This window comes from Salinactinospora qingdaonensis, assembly GCF_039539445.1.
Lineage (GTDB): Bacteria > Actinomycetota > Actinomycetes > Streptosporangiales > Streptosporangiaceae > Salinactinospora > Salinactinospora qingdaonensis.
Window position 1 is genome coordinate 186,517 of the sequence record NZ_BAABDD010000008.1, and the last position, 16,652, is coordinate 203,168.

General features: G+C 67.3%; 14 protein-coding genes and 1 tRNA gene. 3 read left to right on the plus strand and 12 right to left on the minus strand.

From position 1 onward, the window contains the following. Window positions 1-47: 47 nt before the first annotated feature. The 10 genes from ABD848_RS11115 to ABD848_RS11160 all read right to left on the minus strand — a co-directional run bounded on the left by ABD848_RS11115 (window position 48) and on the right by ABD848_RS11160 (window position 10,794). The gene (locus ABD848_RS11115; protein ID WP_344970630.1) at window positions 48-965 is read right to left on the minus strand and encodes a sulfotransferase; all 918 of its coding nucleotides are present in this window, start codon (window positions 963-965) and stop codon (window positions 48-50) included. 162 nt (window positions 966-1,127) lie between these two features. Next, window positions 1,128-2,396, minus strand: a complete 1,269-nt coding sequence (cysN, locus tag ABD848_RS11120) for a sulfate adenylyltransferase subunit CysN (RefSeq protein WP_344970632.1) — start codon at window positions 2,394-2,396, stop codon at window positions 1,128-1,130. 74 nt (window positions 2,397-2,470) lie between these two features. Then, entirely contained in the window at window positions 2,471-3,400 is a 930-nt protein-coding gene (cysD, locus tag ABD848_RS11125; protein ID WP_344970634.1) for a sulfate adenylyltransferase subunit CysD, read from the minus strand. A gap of 50 nt (window positions 3,401-3,450) precedes the next feature. Further along, window positions 3,451-4,251, minus strand: coding sequence for a 3'(2'),5'-bisphosphate nucleotidase CysQ (locus tag ABD848_RS11130; RefSeq protein WP_344970637.1), 801 nt, complete (start codon window positions 4,249-4,251; stop codon window positions 3,451-3,453). Between the two features lie 5 nt (window positions 4,252-4,256). Beyond that, entirely contained in the window at window positions 4,257-5,789 is a 1,533-nt protein-coding gene (locus ABD848_RS11135; RefSeq protein WP_425567497.1) for a sugar transferase, read from the minus strand. Window positions 5,790-6,339: 550 nt separating this feature from the next. Beyond that, window positions 6,340-6,918 carry an aminoacyl-tRNA hydrolase gene (gene pth / locus ABD848_RS11140; RefSeq protein WP_344970639.1) on the minus strand — a complete coding sequence of 193 codons (579 nt, stop codon included), beginning with the start codon at window positions 6,916-6,918 and terminating at the stop codon, window positions 6,340-6,342. Window positions 6,919-7,053: 135 nt separating this feature from the next. Next, window positions 7,054-7,674 (minus strand): 50S ribosomal protein L25/general stress protein Ctc, encoded by a 621-nt coding sequence (locus ABD848_RS11145; RefSeq protein WP_344970641.1) that lies wholly within the window; start codon window positions 7,672-7,674, stop codon window positions 7,054-7,056. A gap of 268 nt (window positions 7,675-7,942) precedes the next feature. Then, a complete protein-coding gene (locus ABD848_RS11150; protein WP_344970643.1) occupies window positions 7,943-8,923 on the minus strand; it encodes a ribose-phosphate diphosphokinase in 981 nt (326 codons plus the stop codon). A gap of 17 nt (window positions 8,924-8,940) precedes the next feature. Continuing rightward, window positions 8,941-10,401, minus strand: a complete 1,461-nt coding sequence (gene glmU / locus ABD848_RS11155; RefSeq protein WP_344970645.1) for a bifunctional UDP-N-acetylglucosamine diphosphorylase/glucosamine-1-phosphate N-acetyltransferase GlmU — start codon at window positions 10,399-10,401, stop codon at window positions 8,941-8,943. A 321-nt stretch (window positions 10,402-10,722) separates the two neighbouring features. Then, window positions 10,723-10,794 (minus strand) — tRNA-Gln (locus tag ABD848_RS11160). 386 nt (window positions 10,795-11,180) lie between these two features. Between ABD848_RS11160 and ABD848_RS11165 the strand changes: the two genes are divergently transcribed. The 3 genes from ABD848_RS11165 to ABD848_RS11175 all read left to right on the plus strand — a co-directional run bounded on the left by ABD848_RS11165 (window position 11,181) and on the right by ABD848_RS11175 (window position 13,390). Beyond that, window positions 11,181-12,143, plus strand: coding sequence for an acyl-CoA desaturase (locus ABD848_RS11165; RefSeq protein ID WP_344970647.1), 963 nt, complete (start codon window positions 11,181-11,183; stop codon window positions 12,141-12,143). A 9-nt stretch (window positions 12,144-12,152) separates the two neighbouring features. Continuing rightward, window positions 12,153-12,812, plus strand: a complete 660-nt coding sequence (locus ABD848_RS11170; RefSeq protein ID WP_344970649.1) for a TetR/AcrR family transcriptional regulator — start codon at window positions 12,153-12,155, stop codon at window positions 12,810-12,812. Between the two features lie 62 nt (window positions 12,813-12,874). After that, window positions 12,875-13,390: a MarR family winged helix-turn-helix transcriptional regulator gene (locus tag ABD848_RS11175; RefSeq protein ID WP_344970651.1), complete on the plus strand. Its 516-nt coding sequence runs from the start codon at window positions 12,875-12,877 to the stop codon at window positions 13,388-13,390. A 288-nt stretch (window positions 13,391-13,678) separates the two neighbouring features. Here ABD848_RS11175 and ABD848_RS11180 read toward each other — a convergent pair whose 3' ends face one another. Beyond that, entirely contained in the window at window positions 13,679-15,490 is a 1,812-nt protein-coding gene (locus tag ABD848_RS11180) for an ABC-F family ATP-binding cassette domain-containing protein (protein WP_344970653.1), read from the minus strand. A gap of 249 nt (window positions 15,491-15,739) precedes the next feature. Beyond that, window positions 15,740-16,639, minus strand: a complete 900-nt coding sequence (locus tag ABD848_RS11185) for a transketolase family protein (protein WP_344970752.1) — start codon at window positions 16,637-16,639, stop codon at window positions 15,740-15,742. Between the last annotated feature and the right edge of the window lie 13 nt (window positions 16,640-16,652).

Consider the following 16,652-nt stretch of genomic DNA (forward strand, 5'->3'; position numbering starts at 1 on the left):
CGCATGTCGGGGGCAATTCCCTTCTCCCGCTGGCAGCCGGCGCGGAGCTAGTAGCACATCCGGAAGGGCAGGGTCATCGCCGCGACGAGCGCCCGGTCGCGCGGGGCCAACTCCTCTCGCCACGTGTCGTCAGCGCGCACCGCCACCGCGCCGGTACGAAACCGCGTCGGGTTACCGGAGACCGTGTGAGTGGTCGACAGGTAGACATGACCGTCGGCTGTGATCGGCAGCTCCCCCTGATGGCCGATGAAACCGGCCACCTCCGCGAAACGCGCCGCGGGGGCGGCCACGAAGTCCTCGTAGCGCACCCGGTGGACGGGGACCTCCGTACGCGCCAATGCGGCGAACACCGCGTTCTGGGCCGTCCACTGCACCGCGGCGCGCCCCGGCGAATAGCGCGCCATCTCCTGCTCAGGGCTGGTGGGGGTAGCGTCGGGGCGCGGTACCCGCTTGCCCCAGGCGTGGGCCACCGCCCGGGGGTCGCGGACCACGTGCACCACGCGCATCCGCTCGCCGTAACGGTGGCGCAGGCACGCCGCCAGGGAAGCGTGCTTACTGGAGTCCACGACGACGTCGCACCCGCTCACGCTGGCGATCGCAGCGTAGACGTGGTCGTAGAGGTCGGTGTAGTGGCACAGTCGAGCCGCCAGCGCAGGAGACGGGGTACGCCCCAACAGCCACGGCACGTAGCGGGTGCGATCGACGGAGGCGCGCAGCGCCAGGATGTCGTCGGGGTCGAGACAGTGCCACCCGCCGAAGGCTCGCCAGCCCACGTCGCGCCAGAACGCGCAGCCGGAGAAGGGCGCGCCGCAGCCGCAGCGCTCGTTGTCGATCAGACCGCGCTGCCACAGGTGGACCAACTCGCCCACCGAACACACCCCAGGCAACTCTCCCAAGGCACGCTCGATCAGGGTCGAACCGGAACGGCCAAGGCCACCAACGAAAACCACGGTAAAGTCACTCATGGTTCGCTATTAAACTACGAAAAGTAATCTTGCGTGGCCAGTTGGCCCCACACCTGTCTTCGTGGGAGTGCGGGACCGTCTCGCAGGTGTGGTGGCGGGCCGGCGGCACGGGAGGGGAGGGCGGCCAGGCGCCACCCGCATGGGTGGGGTGGCGCCTGGCCGCTAGTTGGCTTGGGTGACCATGCCGGCGGCGACGGTCGTGTTGGTGCCCTCGTCGATGAGGATAAAGCCGCCGGTGAGACGGTTGCGTTGGTATTCGTCGACGAACAGCGGCTGGGTCACGCGCAGGTTCACGCGCCCGATCTCGTTGAGGACCAGCTCGCTGACGTCCTCGTCGCGGTGCAGCGTGTTGACGTCGAGGCGGTAGAGAATGTCGCGCACCATCACCTTGGCGGTGCGCGTCGTGTGCTTGATAACCAGCTTTGACCTGGGGGTCAGCTTGCGCCCCTCCGACATCCAGCAAAGCATCGCGTCGATGTCTTGGGCCGCGTGGGGCTTGTTGTTGGGCCGGCAGATCATGTCGCCGCGGGAGATGTCGATGTCGTCGGCTAGCCGCAACGTCACCGACATTGGGGAGAACGCCTCTTGGACGTCACCGTCGGCGGTGATGATCGCGTCGATGTGGGTGGTCAGCCCCGAGGGCAGGTGCATGACCTCGTCGCCGGGCTTGAGCACCCCACCTGCCACCTGACCGGCGTAGCCGCGGAAATCGTGCAGCTCGGGGTCATCGGCCTTGTGGGGGCGGATGACGTACTGGACCGGGAACCGCACATCCTTGAGGTTGCGGTCGGAGGCGATGTGGACGTGCTCCAGGTGGTGCAGCAGGGAGGGCCCTTCGTACCAGGGCATGTTGAGGGAGCGGTCCACCACGTTGTCGCCGTGCAGCGCCGAGATGGGGATGAAGGTGAGATCGGTGACGTCGAGCTTGGTGGCAAACGCCGAGAACTCCTCCTTGATCTCCTCGAAGCGCTGCTGGGAGTAGTCGACGAGGTCCATCTTGTTGATGGCCAGCACCAGGTGGGGAACCTGGAGCAGGGTGGCCAGGAAGGCGTGGCGTCGGCTCTGCTCCTGCAACCCCTTGCGCGCGTCGACGAGGACGACCGCCAGGTCGGAGTTGGAGGCGCCGGTCACCATGTTGCGCGTGTACTGGATGTGACCGGGGGTGTCGGCGATGATGAACGTCCGGCGCGGCGTGGCGAAGTAGCGGTAGGCCACATCGATCGTGATGCCCTGTTCGCGTTCGGCCCGCAGACCGTCGGTGAGGAGGGCGAGGTTGGTCTGCTCCTCACCCCGGGTACGGCTGGTGCGCTCCACAGAGTCGAGTTGGTCTTCAAAGATCGACTTGGAGTCGTAGAGCAGCCGACCGATGAGGGTGCTCTTACCGTCGTCAACAGAGCCGGCCGTGGCGAACCGCAGGATGTCAGTACTCATTGCAGGAATTCCAAGAGAGTCCGGGGGCGGGTGCGGGGCAACGCAAAGCGGAGGTCGGGAGAGCGGCGCGGGTCCTAGAAGTAGCCCTCGCGCTTGCGGTCCTCCATGGCCGCCTCACTGGTGCGGTCGTCGGCGCGGGTCTGGCCCCGCTCGGTGATGCGCGTGGCGGCGATCTCGGTGATGACATCCTCGATCTCGGTCGCGGTGGAGCGGACCGCGCCGGTACAGGTCATGTCGCCCACGGTGCGGTAGCGCACGGTGGCCTCGAAGACCTCTTCGGAGTCGTCACGGTTGACGTAGGGGTTGTCGGCGAGCAGGATGCCGTCACGTTCAAACACCTGACGCGAGTGGGCGAAGTAGATGTCGGGAAGCTCGATCTTCTCGCGGGCGATATAGCCCCAAATGTCGAGCTCGGTCCAGTTCGACAGCGGAAACACGCGGATGTGCTCGCCTGGGTTGATCCGGGTGTTGAAGATGTTCCACAGCTCCGGGCGCTGGCTCTTGGGGTCCCACTGCCCGAACTCGTCGCGGAAGGAGAAGACGCGCTCCTTGGCGCGCGCCTTCTCCTCGTCGCGACGAGCGCCGCCGAAGGCAGCGGTGATGTTGTGCTCCTCGATCGCTTCGAGCAGCGCGGCCGTTTGCAGCCGGTTGCGGCTGGCCCACCGCCCGGTGGGTTCGGTGACCTTGCCCGCGTCGATCTGCTCCTGCACCGAGGCCACGATCAGCCGTACCCCGGCCTCGGCTACGCGGCGGTCACGGAACTCGATGACCTCCGGGAAGTTGTGCCCGGTGTCGACGTGCATCACGGGAAAGGGGATGGGCCCGGGAGCGAACGCCTTCTGCGCGAGGTGGAGCATAACAACGGAGTCCTTGCCGCCCGAGAACAGCAGCACCGGCCGCTCGAACTCGGCGGCCACCTCTCGCATGATGTAGATCCCCTCGGCCTCAAGGGAATCGAGTTGGGAGAGTTGGTACCGGCCAAGGGCTTGACTGGACTGACTCATGAATCCGCCTCACGCTCATGTCGCTCACTCAAGGGACGCGGGGGGGCGCCTTACCCTGCCGCGTGTGGACCTGCTGGCCCCGCGCTGTCCAGATCCGCGACACTGCGGATACTGGCCAACAACATACTCGACAATTCCGGTCGGCATACAAGGATATCCGGCAGCGACGGATCGAGATTGTTGTAGGTCAGCTCAGAACCGTCGATACGGGAAGTATGCATACCGGCCGCGCGCGCCACCGCCACCGGCGCGGCGCTGTCCCACTCGTACTGGCCCCCGGAGTGGACGTAGATATCGGCGATCCCTAGCATCACAGCGCAGATCTTGGCTCCCGCCGACCCCATCGGCACGAGTTCAGCTCCGAGCTGGGTGGCCAACTGCTTGACGAACTCCGGGGGGCGGCTGCGGCTGGCGGTAATGCGCAGGCGCTGCTCCGAGGGGCGCTCCTCGGGGAGCCAGGGGGGATCGGCGGTCGACACGGTACTGCCTTGGGCCGGCAGGGAGACCGCTCCGGCGACCAGCGTGCCGTTCTCCCACAGCGCCACGTGCACCGCCCAGTCAACGCGCCCGGACTCGGCGAACTCACGCGTGCCGTCGAGCGGATCGATGATCCACACGCGCCGCGCACCCAGCCGGGTGCGGTCGTCGGCGCCCTCTTCGGACAAGACGACGTCGCTGGGCCGGAGCCGGCCCAACGCTGAGAACAGAAACTCGTGGGAGAGTCGGTCACCTAGAGTGCGCAGGACTTCCGGCTCCTCGAAGCCGTTGCGCGCGCGAATCCGCAGCAACTGTTCGCCAGCCTCAGCGGCAAGGTCGCGCGCGACCTCATGATCATTTCGGATGGTGCTCACCGAACTCAGTATGCCCCCGCACCGCGGATCACCGCTGACCATGTCTTCCACAGAATTTGCACATCCAGGGTCAACGACCAGTTTTCCACGTAACGCAGATCCAGCCGGACCGATTCCTCCCAGGACAGATCGGCGCGTCCGCTGATCTGCCAGAGTCCCGTCAGCCCCGGTTTGACCACGAGCCGGCGCCGAACGTCGTCGCCGTAGCTGGCCACTTCCTCTGGCAGCGGCGGGCGCGGGCCAACCAAGGACATCTCGCCGAGCACGACATTGATCAACTGCGGCAACTCGTCGAGAGAATAGCGGCGCAGCCAAGCTCCCACACGGGTCACCCGGGGGTCGGCACGCATCTTGAACAGCACACCGTCGTGCTCGTTGCGGGGGCGCAGCGCGGCCTTGAGCACCTCCGCTCCGTCGACCATGGTACGGAATTTGTACAGCGTGAATCGCGCCCCGTCTTTGCCGACCCGAGTCTGGCGGAACAGGATGGGCCCCGGGCTGGTGCAGCGGATCACCGCCCCGAGGACGAGCAGTAGCGGTGAGAGAACCAGCAGCGCCATCGCCGCCGCCAGCCGGTCGAACGCGCCCTTGACCAGCCGACGGCCACCGGCGAGTTCGGGGTGTTCCACATGCAACAGCGGCAGCCCGGCCACAGGCCGGATCGTGGTACGCGGGCCCGCGACCTCCATGAGCGCGGGAGCCACCGTGAGTTCCGTCCCGCTCTTCTCCAACTGCCACGCGAGCCGACGCAACTCCACGCCGTCCATCTCCGGGCAGGTCAACACCGCGACCGTGGCGGCGCCGGTGAGTTCGACGACGTCTGGCACCCGGGAGAAGTCGCCGTAGACCGGGCAGCCGTCGAGGTCGGGCTGCGCCTCGCACTGCTCGGCCGGCAGGCACGCGCCTATGACCTGCATGCCATGGTAGGGCTCACGGCGGAACTGGCCGATGAGGTCGCGCACCCCGTCACGGTGGCCCACGACGATGACGCGGCGCATGCACCGGCCGTCACGGCGCAACCGGTGCAAAAACTTGCGCCAGGCGTAGCGGGCGACGAGGCTCAACAGCGTGACCGTGGGCAGGATCACGAGCACGTAGCCACGGGCGAGGTTGGCCTGGCTCGCATAGGCGACGACGGTGACGAAGGCGGTCAACAGGACCCCTGCGCTGAGGACGCGACGGAACTCCTCCGTGCCCAGCCCGATGAAGCGTCGCGCATAACCACCGCCGGTGGCCACTGCGATGACCCACAGCAGCGGCAGGAACAGGGAGAGCGCCATCGCGGGCACCGCTGCCGGAGCGGCGCTCCACTCGGCGATGCGCAACTGGAACGCGAGCATGCCCGCGGTTACGGCGGCGGCGAGGTCAAGGCCCAGCAGCCCTCGCAGGTAGGCGTTCGCCCACTCTCCGGCGGGGTCACCAGAGCGCCATCTGCCTGCCGAAGCGGCAGCAGTGGCGGCCTGCGGGAAGGCACCGCTCTCGCCGGGCTGGCGGGGGGCGGTGTGCCGACTTTCGGCGGCATCGTTGAAGACGGCCATGGATCTCCACCTCTGACTGCCGATGCCCCACCCCGCCATGGGGTGACAGCGCGACATAGCAGAGCACAACACCGGCAGCGGGGGAAGACCAGGGGCATGGAACGCGAGCCAACATCTGGACAGTAGCTAATTGTAGTCGTTGAATCGCAAAAAGTTATCTCCCCGCTGTGAAAAGGGTGGCTACGTTGCGGGAGCCATAGCAGCCGATAATGGTGCCCTCGGCGACACACCGCAGCCCGACCGGGCTCGACTCGCGCCGGTGGCGAGGGGCGTAGCTGCGGCGGGCGGGCGCCGAAACAGAGCCGGTGCCTCGCGCTGCGGTTGGTGAGGCGGGCAACGAGGGGCGGCGCGGGCACGGCCGGAAAGCACGCAGCGGCCAGGGTCGTGACTGTGACAACGACGCTGGGAGTGTGTCCGCACGGTGCCGTGACCGGGCGGGGTGCCGTTGGGCGCCCTGTCCTCACGTCGAGAGGTCTCAGCCGCTGCCCCAGCGCCGTTGGAAGCATCGCCCGCACGGGACTGCACGGGCCCGCTCGGGACCGCGTGGGGCTCAGCGCGCGGTGTGGTAGACCTGCTGCGCCTTCTCGAGCCCCTCGGTGATCACGGTCTCAACTGCGTCGGCGGCGCGCTCGATGTTGAGGTCGAGCTCTTTGACCTCGGCCTTGGTGAAATCTTTGAGGACGTAGTCCGCGGCCTCCATGCGGCCCGGGGGGCGGTCAATGCCGAAACGCAGCCGCACGTAGTCAGGACCGTCGACGGCGGCGGTGATAGAACGCAGGCCGTTGTGCCCGCCGGAGCCACCCCCGCGCTTGAGCTTGAGCGCACCGTAAGGGATGTCGAGCTCGTCGTGGATGACGAGGACACGCTCCAGCGGGATCGTGTAGAACGAGGTGAGCCCGGCCACCGGTCCGCCGGACAGGTTCATGAATGTTCGAGGTTTGGCCAGTACGGCGGGAACGCCCGCGACACGCCCCTGGGCCACCTCGGCGCGGGTCTTGTGCGCCTTCCAGCGCTCACCGGCCCGCTGCGCGAGGGCATCGACCACCATGAAACCCACATTGTGGCGATTGCCGGCGTATTTGGGACCGGGGTTACCCAGACCGACGATCAGCCAGCGCTCGGCGTCCATGTCACTCTCCGGAGAGTCGGTTTCCGGGCCGGAACACACAGACACGTGGCCCCCGAACCATCGTCGTAGGAGACCACGCATCGGTGCTGCTAATCGTCTGCTCGTCGCTGGGCCGGCGAACCTGCGGGCGCCCTCTTACTCGGCGGCGGCCTCGGCCGGCTCGGACCCCTCGCCGGCGCCTTCCCCGGCGGCCTCTTCGCCTTCCGCGGCAGCTCCGGAGCGCTCGTGGGAGACGATGAGAAGCGTCGCGTCGGGGTCGGTGTGCAGTTCAGTGCCAGCCGGTAGCTTCAGCTCGGACAAAGTGACCTGAGTTCCGGGTTCGAGCCCTTCGACGTTGAACTCGACACCTTCGGGAATGTGAGTGGCCTCGGTAAGAACCTCGACCGAGACGGCCTCCTGGTAGAGGCTGCCGCCAGAGGCGACCTCACCGGTGAGAGTCACCGGGATCTCAACCGCGACCTTCTCGCCCTTCTCGACCACCAGCAGGTCGACGTGCTCCAGGAAACCCTTGATGACGTCGCGCTGGACCGCCTTGGGCAGCGCCAGGTTGTCGGTGCCTCCAACTCCCTCGACACGCAGCAGCACGTTCGGGGTCTTCAGGGCAAGCATGAGGTCGTGCCCCGGCAGGGTGATATGACGCGGGTCCGTGCCGTGGCCGTAGAGGACGGCCGGCACCTTACCCGCGCGACGGACGCGGCGTGCTGCGCCCTTCCCGAACTCGGTGCGCGGCTCGGCAGCGATACGTACCTCGGACACGACAAAACTCCTCAGTGGGGTCATCCCCGCTGTACACGGGGAAACACGACTTCTCCGAAACGACTCCCGCTCGACAGGGCGGGAGGCCCCGCTTGCTCGCGGGGGATATGACCGCGCCGCGCCCAGTCTGCGCGACCATAAAACCTGGCTCCGCGGAAGCGGAGACACTCATTTCAGTCTAATGGCTCTGGGAACGTCTCCGAACACGGCAGGCAGGGTTGGGCGGTTCGTCAGGGGCGCACCCCCACCGAATCGCCCAACCTGACGCCTAGCTGGCGCCCTCGAACAGGCTCGTCACCGAGCCGTCACTGAAGACCTCATTGACGGCGCGCGCAAGGAGGGGAGCGATCGACAACTGCGTGAGCTTGTCGAAGGAACGATCTTTGGGGACGGGCAGCGAGTTCGTGGTGACGACCTCGGAAATCGGGGATTTCTCCAGCCGCTCCACGGCCGGCCCCGACAGGACGCCGTGCGTGGCCGCGGCGAGCACCTTCGCCGCGCCCTTGGCCTTCAGAGCTTCGGCCGCGCTGACGATCGTGCCGGCGGTGTCGATCATGTCGTCGACGAGCACGCAGGTGCGGCCCTCGACTTCGCCCACGACCTCGTGCATCTGGACTTGGTGGGCCACGTCGGGGTTGCGACGCTTGTGGATGATGGCCAGTGGCACGCCAAGCCGGTCGGCCCAGCGGTCGGCGGTACGCACGCGCCCGGCGTCGGGGGAGACGACGGTGATCTCGCCGCTGTCGGCGACCTCCGAGGCCACGTAGTCGGCCAGGATGGGCAGCGCGAACAGGTGGTCCACCGGGCCGTTGAAGAACCCCTGGATCTGGTCGGTGTGCAGGTCGACACACATGAGCCGGTCGGCGCCGGCGGCGCTGAACAGGTCGACCATCAGACGGGCCGAGATCGGCTCGCGCCCGCGGTGCTTCTTGTCTTGGCGCGCGTAGCCGAGGAAGGGCACCACGACGGTGATGCGCTTGGCCGATGCGCGTTTGAGGGCGTCCACCATGATGAGCTGTTCCATGATGGACTCGTTGATGGGTTCGGAGTGGCACTGCAAGACGAAGGCGTCGCAGCCACGGGCTGACTCCAGGAAGCGCACGAAGATCTCGCCGTTGGCGAAGTCCTGGAACTTCGCCGGGGCGACGTCGATGCCGAGCTGATCGGCCACTTCCTCTGCCAACTCGGGGTGGGTTCTCCCCGAGAAGAGCATGAGCTTTTTCTGACCCGCGGCTTTCTTGCCGGTCACGTTGGTTTCCCCCACATTCAGGTGTTCGCTTGGCCGTCGCCGGTTTCGTTCGCCCGCTCGGCCGCCTCGGCCGCTGCGGTCCCCGGCCGTTTGCGCCGTACCCAATCCTCGATATTGCGCTGCTCTCCGGCAGAGACCGCGAGCGCCCCAGGGGGGACGTCGTCGCGGACGACTGTTCCCGCACCGGTGTAGGCGCCGTCACCGACGTTGACTGGAGCGACGAACATGTTGTCGCTGCCGGTTCGCGCGTGATCGCCGATGGTGGTGCGGTGCTTGTCAATTCCGTCGTAGTTGACGAAGACGGAGGAGGCCCCGATGTTGGCGCCCCGCCCGATGTCGGCGTCTCCGACATAGGTGAGGTGCGGCACTTTGGAACCCTCGCCGATGGCGGCGTTTTTGACCTCAACGTACGTACCGACTTTGGCCTTACGGTCCAGTGTCGCACCGGGCCGCAGGTAGGCGTAGGGGCCGACGGTGGTTTCCGCGCCGATGGTGGCCTCGTGGGCGACGGTGTGTGACACGGTGGCGTCAGCGCCCACGCTGGTATCGCGCAGCAGCGTGCTTGGACCGATGTGTGCGCCTTCGCCGATGGAGGTGGTCCCCTGGAGTTGGGTCTGCGGTTCGACGACGGCGTCACGGTCGATGTCGACGTGGACATCGACCCACGTGGTGGCCGGGTCGACCACGGTGACCCCCTCACGCATGTGGCGGGTGAGGAGCCGGTCGTTGAGGAGCCGGCGGGCCTGGGCAAGCTGGACCCGATCGTTGACGCCCTGGATCTCTACCCAGTCGCGTGCCACGGCGGCGTCCACCCGGTGGCCGTCGCCGCGCAGGATCGCGACGGCGTCGGTGATGTACTCCTCGCCTTTGGCGTTGTCGCTGGAGAGGCGGTGGACGACCTCGCTGAGCAGTGCGCCGTCGAAAGCGTATATACCGGAGTTGATCTCGTCGATCGCGCGCTGTTCGGCTGTGGCGTCGGCGTGTTCGACGATCTCGGTGAAGGTGCCGTCGGCTGCGCGAACGATTCGCCCGTAGCCGGTGGGATCGGGCACCTTGGCCGAGAGCACGGTCACGGCGTTGCCCGCCGCCTCATGGGAGGCTGCGAGCTCGGCGAGGGTGTTGCCTTGCAAAAGCGGCGTATCACCGTAGGCGAGGATGACGGTTCCGGACAGGGGCACGCCGTGCTCCCGCAGATCCTCGACAGCGATACGGACCGCGTGCCCGGTTCCGTTCTGCTCGTGTTGCACGGTGGCCGTGGCTGCCGGAGCGACGGCTTTGAGATGGTCGGTCACCTGCTCGCGCCCGTGGCCCACGACCACCAGGGTGCGCTCGGGGGCCAACTCGGCTGAGGCGGCCAGGACGTGCCCAAGCATGCTGCGCCCGCAGATCTCGTGGAGAACCTTCGGGAGCCTGGACTTCATACGGGTGCCCTCGCCCGCTGCGAGGACGATAACGGCAGCCGGGCGGCTCGCGCTCACTGGCGGAGACTCCTCACGTCACTGGCGGATGGCTGATGTTGGCGCACTACGCGGACAGGATTGCGGGACGGTGCGACCGAGGCGACCGACATTCAGGTGTCGAAAAGGTGTCGGGAGCGATAAGAGCGCATGACTGAAAGGCGCCCTAAAAGCCGACATGGGCAGCATACATCGCCGACCGCCGAAACGCGGAGGCAAGGCGCCGGAGAATACGAAGCGCTGCGCAAATAACGACAGCACCGCGCGGCGTGAGGGACGCCACCCCCGCTCGAGGGGAGGCAGGGCCGCCGCCTGGCCACGTGACGGCGACGGGCACACGGGCTCCCGGGCCAAGACTCGAACTTGGAATGCCTGAACCAAAATCAGGAGTGTTGCCGATTACACCACCCGGGAAGGTGAGCAGACTCCGGAGCGCCCTCGGGGGCAACGCACCGGACCCTCGCGGCGTCCACCGTTCTTACCATAACGCCTCCCGCCGCCGGGGTCATCTCGGTATCGGCGATCCCCCGCGCGGTGTGATGAGGACTGCCTTGTCACGGCGCTTTGAGATGCCGGACTCGTGGCCCCGGCCACTGACTCGCGGGGCTGTGGACAACGGAGGCCCGCCAGGTTTTTACATGAATTGGGGTGTACCTAGTTGCCAAACTTACGCCTCCGTAGGTTACGGTTACGTAGGTATAAGTTATTGGTGACCGTCGGGGTGGGCCGAAGCGCACAAACATCCATTGGCCCGCGCCCAGCCATCCCGAGCAGGCGGTTACCCCGATCGAGGTGAATTCATGACCGCAGCGCCCGACATCGCCCCCACGACAAGAAAACCTGCGCCCGAGCCCGAACTGGCGCCCGAGGGGCGGGGCAAGGCAGAGCGAGTTACTGTCTTCTTCTTTGTGCTCGCCCCCCTGTTGGCAGTGGCCGCCGCCGTGCCCTTTGCTTGGGGATGGGGGCTGAGCTGGATCGACGTCGGAATCGGCGTTGCCTTTTACCTTGTCAGCGGGCTCGGGGTCACGGTCGGCTACCACCGACACTTCACACACGGCTCCTTCAAGGCCAAGCGCCCGTTGCGCATCGCGCTGGCCATCGCTGGGAGCATGGCCGTCGAGGGGTCGGTCATCAAGTGGGTCTCCGACCACCGGCGTCACCACAAGTACGCCGACCACGAGGGCGACCCGCACTCGCCGTGGCGCTTCGGCGACGACTGGCGCTCTGTCGCCAAGGGCATGTTCTACGCCCACATGGGGTGGCTGTTTTTGAGCGAGGAGAAGACCTCGCCGAAGCGCTTCTCCCCCGACCTGCTCAAAGACCGCGACATCGTCAAAATCGACCGCTACTTCTGGGCGTTCACGCTGTTCTCGCTGCTGGGACCGGCCCTCATCGGCGGCCTGATCACGATGTCGTGGTGGGGCGCGGTCACCGCCTTCTTCTGGGCCGGGCTGGTGCGCGTCGCGGTGCTGCACCACGTCACGTGGTCGATTAACTCGATCTGCCACACCATCGGTGAGGAGAATTTCGAGGTGCGCGACCGGTCGCGCAACGTATGGTGGCTAGCCATCCCTTCGTTCGGGGAGTCGTGGCACAACCTGCACCATGCCGATCCCACCTGCGCTCGCCACGGCGTGCTCAGTGGTCAAATTGACATTTCCGCCCGCCTCATCTGGGCCTTCGAGAAACTGGGGTGGGCTTACAAGGTGCGGTGGCCCAACCCTGAGCGGCTGGCGAGCAAGCGCGTTAGCGAGTTAGATTGATCCACCATCATGGAAGCCGTGAGCGAGCAGAAACCCCGGTCGCGCAGGAAGCGCATGACCGGCCGGGAGCGTAGAGAGCAGCTACTGGATATCGGAAGGGAACTGTTCGCCGAGCGCGGCTTCGACGGCACTTCGATCGAGGAGATCGCCGGCCGTGCGGGCGTCTCCAAACCTGTCGTCTACGAGCACTTCGGTGGCAAAGAGGGGATCTATGCCATCGTGGTCGACCGTGAGATGCAGCAACTGCTGGGCATGGTCAGCGCGTCCCTCATCGATGACCATGCCCGTGACAAGCTGGAACGCGCGGCCCTGGCCTTGCTGCGCTACGTGGAGGAGAACAGCCAAGGATTCCGTATCTTGGCGCGCGACTCCCACGCGGCTTCCGGAACGGGAAGCTTCGCCAGCCTGATCAGCGACATCGCCTCGCAGGTGGAGCACATCCTGGCCGAAGAGTTCAAGGAGCGGGGCTACGACCCCAAACTCGCCCCCATGTACGCGCAGTCGTTGGTGGGCATGGTGGCATTGACCGGCCAATGGTGGCTGGAGGTGCGCAAGCCCAAGCGCGAGGTGGTCGCCGCCCATCTGGTGAACCTGGCCTGGAACGGGCTGTCGAGTCTGGAACCCAAGCCACAGCTTCAGACCACGGGCCGCAAGCGCAAAGCGGAGTAGCCGGTCGACCTCGTCGCGGACTGCATCAATACTATCTTGATGTCAAGAGATAGGCTGGGAGCATGCGCGATGAGGTCGATGGGCTCGTCGAGGCGTGGCGTACGGAGCGTCCAGACCTCGACGTCGAGCCGCTCCAGGTGCTCAGCAGGGTGTCACGGCTGTCGCGGCATCTCGACCGCGCGCGCCGCACAGTCTTCACCAAGTACGACTTGGAACCGTGGGAGTTCGACGTCTTAGCCGAGCTGCGCCGGTCGGGCCCTCCCTACGAGCTGACCCCGGGGCGGCTGCTGCGCGCGACACTGGTCACCTCGGGCACGATGACCAATCGCATCGACCGGTTGGCCGCAGCCGGTCTCGTGGGGCGGTTCCCCGACCCTGCCGACAAGCGCGGGGTCCTCGTGCGGCTCAGCGAGGAGGGCAAAGAGCGCGTCGATGCCGCCCTGGCCGACTTACTCAGCTACGAGGAGTCGATCCTGGGCGGGCTGTCCCGAGGCGACCGCGAAACCCTGGCGAGCCTGCTGCGCTCCCTGCTGTCACCGCTGGACGAGCCGGCCACGACCGCCCTGCCCCGCTGGTGAGAAGGAGCGAGCGGCGCACCTCTAGGTTCTGTTTTTTTGAAAAGGTCGACGCGGTCGGGGGTGGGCGGAATGGGTGAGCGCGTCCGCTGTCGCTTCCCGGGCTGCCGAGATCGCGCAGCGATCGAGGCGCGAGCGAACGACGAACACCCCACGCGCTCCCACCCCAGCCGTTCGAAAGACAACAACCTAGCCCCACACGGCCTCTCCTGCCGCTGATGTGGGGACGGCGGCCGGCACCGCCACCGGGATCAGTGGCGAGGCCCGGCACAGCGAGCACGAGCGGGACCCTCAGTCGCCCGCCTTCTCGGCCTCGGCGAGCCAAAGCTCCTCCAGCTCCCCTTTCTCGGCGCTGACCGTCTTCAGCTCCGCATCGAGCTCGGCCAGCCGCGTGTAGTCGTCGGCCGCCTGGGCCATCAGCTCGTGCAGCTCGGCTTCGCGGGAACCGAGCCGGTCGATCCGGCGTTCCAGGCGCTGCATCTCCTTGTGGGCGGCGCGGCGCTGGGCGGCGGACGGCTGCGGTCGTTCCGAGGTGGCCGCCTGCCCCGAGTCGGCGGCCGAGGCGGTGCCGCCTTCCCGCTCGCGCGTTCCGGGCACGCTGCCCTGCTCGTCGGCTCCCTCACGGCGCCGCAGGTACTCCTCGACCCCGCCGGGCAGGAAGGACAGGTGGCCGTCGCCCAACAAGGCCAGGACACGGTCGCAAACGCGCTCCAGGAAATAGCGGTCGTGGCTGACCAACACCAACGATCCCGGCCAACCGTCGAGCAGGTCCTCCAACTCCGTGAGGGTCTCGATGTCGAGGTCGTTGGTGGGCTCGTCGAGCAGCAGCACGTTCGGCTCGTCCATAAGCAGCCGCAGCAGGCTCAGCCGGCGCCGCTCGCCACCGGAGAGCTCGGCGATAGGGGTCCACTGCCGATCGCCCCGGAACCCGAAGCGCTCCAACATCTGGTTGGCGGAGTACTCCTTCTTCCCGATCGTGATGTACTGGCGGACCTCCTCGACGGTCTCCAGCGGACGCCGCGTCGGGTCGAGATCGGCGAGTGTCTGCGACAGGTGCGCCAGCTTGACCGTCTTGCCGTGGCGCAGCCACCCCGCGTCAGGCTCACGCTCCCCGCTGAGCAGCCGCAGCAGCGACGTCTTGCCCGAACCGTTGACCCCGACCAAACCGACCCGATCGCCCGGCCCCAACTGCCAGGTGAGCCGGTCCAGCAGGGTGTGTTCCCCCGCGGTCAGCGTGACGTCGTTGACGTCGATGACGGTCTTGCCCAACCGGGCGCTGGCAAAGCGCACCAGCTCGACGGTGTCGCGCGGTGGAGGCTCGTTGGCGATGAGGGCATTGGCGGCCTCGACACGGAACTTGGGCTTGGAGGTACGGGCGGGCGGGCCGCGCCGCAGCCAGGCCAACTCCTTGCGCGCAAGGTTTTGCCGCCGTTCCTCAGCCGCGGCGGCCTGGCGCTCCCGTTCGGCCTTGGCCAGCACGTAAGCGGCATAACCGCCCTCGTAGCGCTCGACACGCCCGTCGACGACCTCCCACGTGCGGTTGGTGACCGCATCCAGAAACCAGCGGTCGTGGGTGACGACGACGAGTGTTTCTTTGCGCCCTTGCAGGTGGCGGGCGAGCCAGGCGATGCCTTCGATGTCGAGATGGTTGGTGGGCTCGTCGAGGACGATGATGTCGTGGGTCTCGATCAGCAGCCGCGCGAGCATCGCCCGGCGGCGCTCCCCGCCGGAAAGGGTGGCCATGGGCAGGTCGAGGTCCCACCCGCCGAGCAGCCCCCGCAGCACGTCGCGGACGCGGGCGTCACCGGCCCATTCGTGCTCGGCCATCTCCCCCAGCACGAACGCGCCGACGGTGGACTCGGGGAAACGGTCGTGTTGCTGGAGGAAGCCGATACTCAAGTCGCGGGCCAAGACGACGCGCCCGGAGTCGGGCTGAGTCCGGCCGGCCAGCACCGACACCAAGGTCGACTTACCGCCGCCGTTACGTCCGACCACGCCGATACGGTCGCCTCGCTCGACGCCGAGCGAGACCCGGTCGAGTAGTACCAAAGGTCCGTAGGCGAGGGAGACGTCTTGCAGGTTGACGAGGTTCGAGATGGCCATCGTCTTCCCATTGTGGTGGGTGTGTCGGGGTGCGGCGTCCACCGGCGGCCGGTGCGCCATGCGTTCGTCTCGAAACGCGCCGACCCCAGGACGTTCCCGGAGGCTGTTTTTGGACGGGCGGCGAGAGCGGGCCGTGGGCGCAAGCGGGTGAGCGTGTCCACCGTCGTCTTCGCAGACCGGCGAGATCGCGCAGTCCGAGGCACGGGCCAACGAAGAACACCCCGCACCCCAGCCGTCCGAACACAGAACCTAGACGAGGAAGAACTCTCGGGCAGCCGCGGCGATACCGTCGACGTCGAGGCCGTGGGCGCGGTCGTGCTCGTGTGGCGTTCCGTAGGCGCGTAGTTCGCTGTCGCGGGAGACACCGAGACAGAGTTGGCGATGCCGGCGGTCGGCCAGCGCCGCCGTCACCTCGTGAGCCGAGGTCGCGGCCAGGTAGGGCTCCACGAGCACGACGTCGGCCTGGCCGGCGGCGGCCACAGCGGCGTTGAGGCCGGCCCGGTCGAAGGGCCGGGGCGTGGCGGTGTAGAGAACGGTGACGTCCAGCTCTGAGGTCGCGGCGAGCACCCGGTCGAGCATGGGACCGACGGCGACCACGACGCCGAGGCAGCGCGGAGAACCGGCGCGCACGGTCACCAGTCCCTGCCCCACGGGGCGGGCCGCGGTGTTGCCGCGCGTCGTCAGCCGGAGGTAGACGGGATCGTCGCCGACAAGCGCCGCCGGCAACAACTTGTTGACCTCGGTGACGTGGCCGGGAACGTGCACGGTCCAGTTGGGCAGCGTGTCGAGCAGCGCGACGTCGCCCGGGGCCATGTGGGTGCGCCCCATCTCGGGGCTGTCGTAGGAGGCGCCGACGCTGGCCAGCAGCGCGCCCGCGCCTTGGTGGCCCAAGTCGAGTTTGAGCTGCTCGAAGGGGCGCTCGATGAGGAACGGGGCGTAGGAGTGCACGACGGGGCGCATACCGGTCAGCGCGAGGCCGCCGGCGAGGCCGATCATGAGTTGTTCGCGGATACCCACGTTGAGCACGCGGTCGGGGTGGCGGGTCGCGGCCGTGGTGAAGCGGTCGGCGGAAATGTCGGCGAGGACCACGGCGACCCGGGGATCGGTGTCGAGCGCGCTGGTGACCGCGGTGATGAACGCTTTCCGCATGTCCTGGGCGACG

Excerpts from the sequence above, each read along its gene's own strand:
- ABD848_RS11175 (WP_344970651.1), top strand. The coding sequence starts at position 12,875 with ATGCGCGATGAGGTCGATGGGCTCGTCGAGGCGTGGCGTACGGAGCGT.
- pth (WP_344970639.1), bottom strand. The coding sequence starts at position 6,918 with ATGGACGCCGAGCGCTGGCTGATCGTCGGTCTGGGTAACCCCGGTCCC.
- ABD848_RS11135 (WP_425567497.1), bottom strand. The coding sequence starts at position 5,789 with ATGGCCGTCTTCAACGATGCCGCCGAAAGTCGGCACACCGCCCCCCGC.
- cysD (WP_344970634.1), bottom strand. The coding sequence starts at position 3,400 with ATGAGTCAGTCCAGTCAAGCCCTTGGCCGGTACCAACTCTCCCAACTC.
- cysN (WP_344970632.1), bottom strand. The coding sequence starts at position 2,396 with ATGAGTACTGACATCCTGCGGTTCGCCACGGCCGGCTCTGTTGACGAC.
- ABD848_RS11170 (WP_344970649.1), top strand. The coding sequence starts at position 12,153 with ATGGAAGCCGTGAGCGAGCAGAAACCCCGGTCGCGCAGGAAGCGCATG.
- ABD848_RS11180 (WP_344970653.1), bottom strand. The coding sequence starts at position 15,490 with ATGGCCATCTCGAACCTCGTCAACCTGCAAGACGTCTCCCTCGCCTAC.
- ABD848_RS11115 (WP_344970630.1), bottom strand. The coding sequence starts at position 965 with ATGAGTGACTTTACCGTGGTTTTCGTTGGTGGCCTTGGCCGTTCCGGT.
- ABD848_RS11165 (WP_344970647.1), top strand. The coding sequence starts at position 11,181 with ATGACCGCAGCGCCCGACATCGCCCCCACGACAAGAAAACCTGCGCCC.
- ABD848_RS11185 (WP_344970752.1), bottom strand. The coding sequence starts at position 16,639 with ATGCGGAAAGCGTTCATCACCGCGGTCACCAGCGCGCTCGACACCGAT.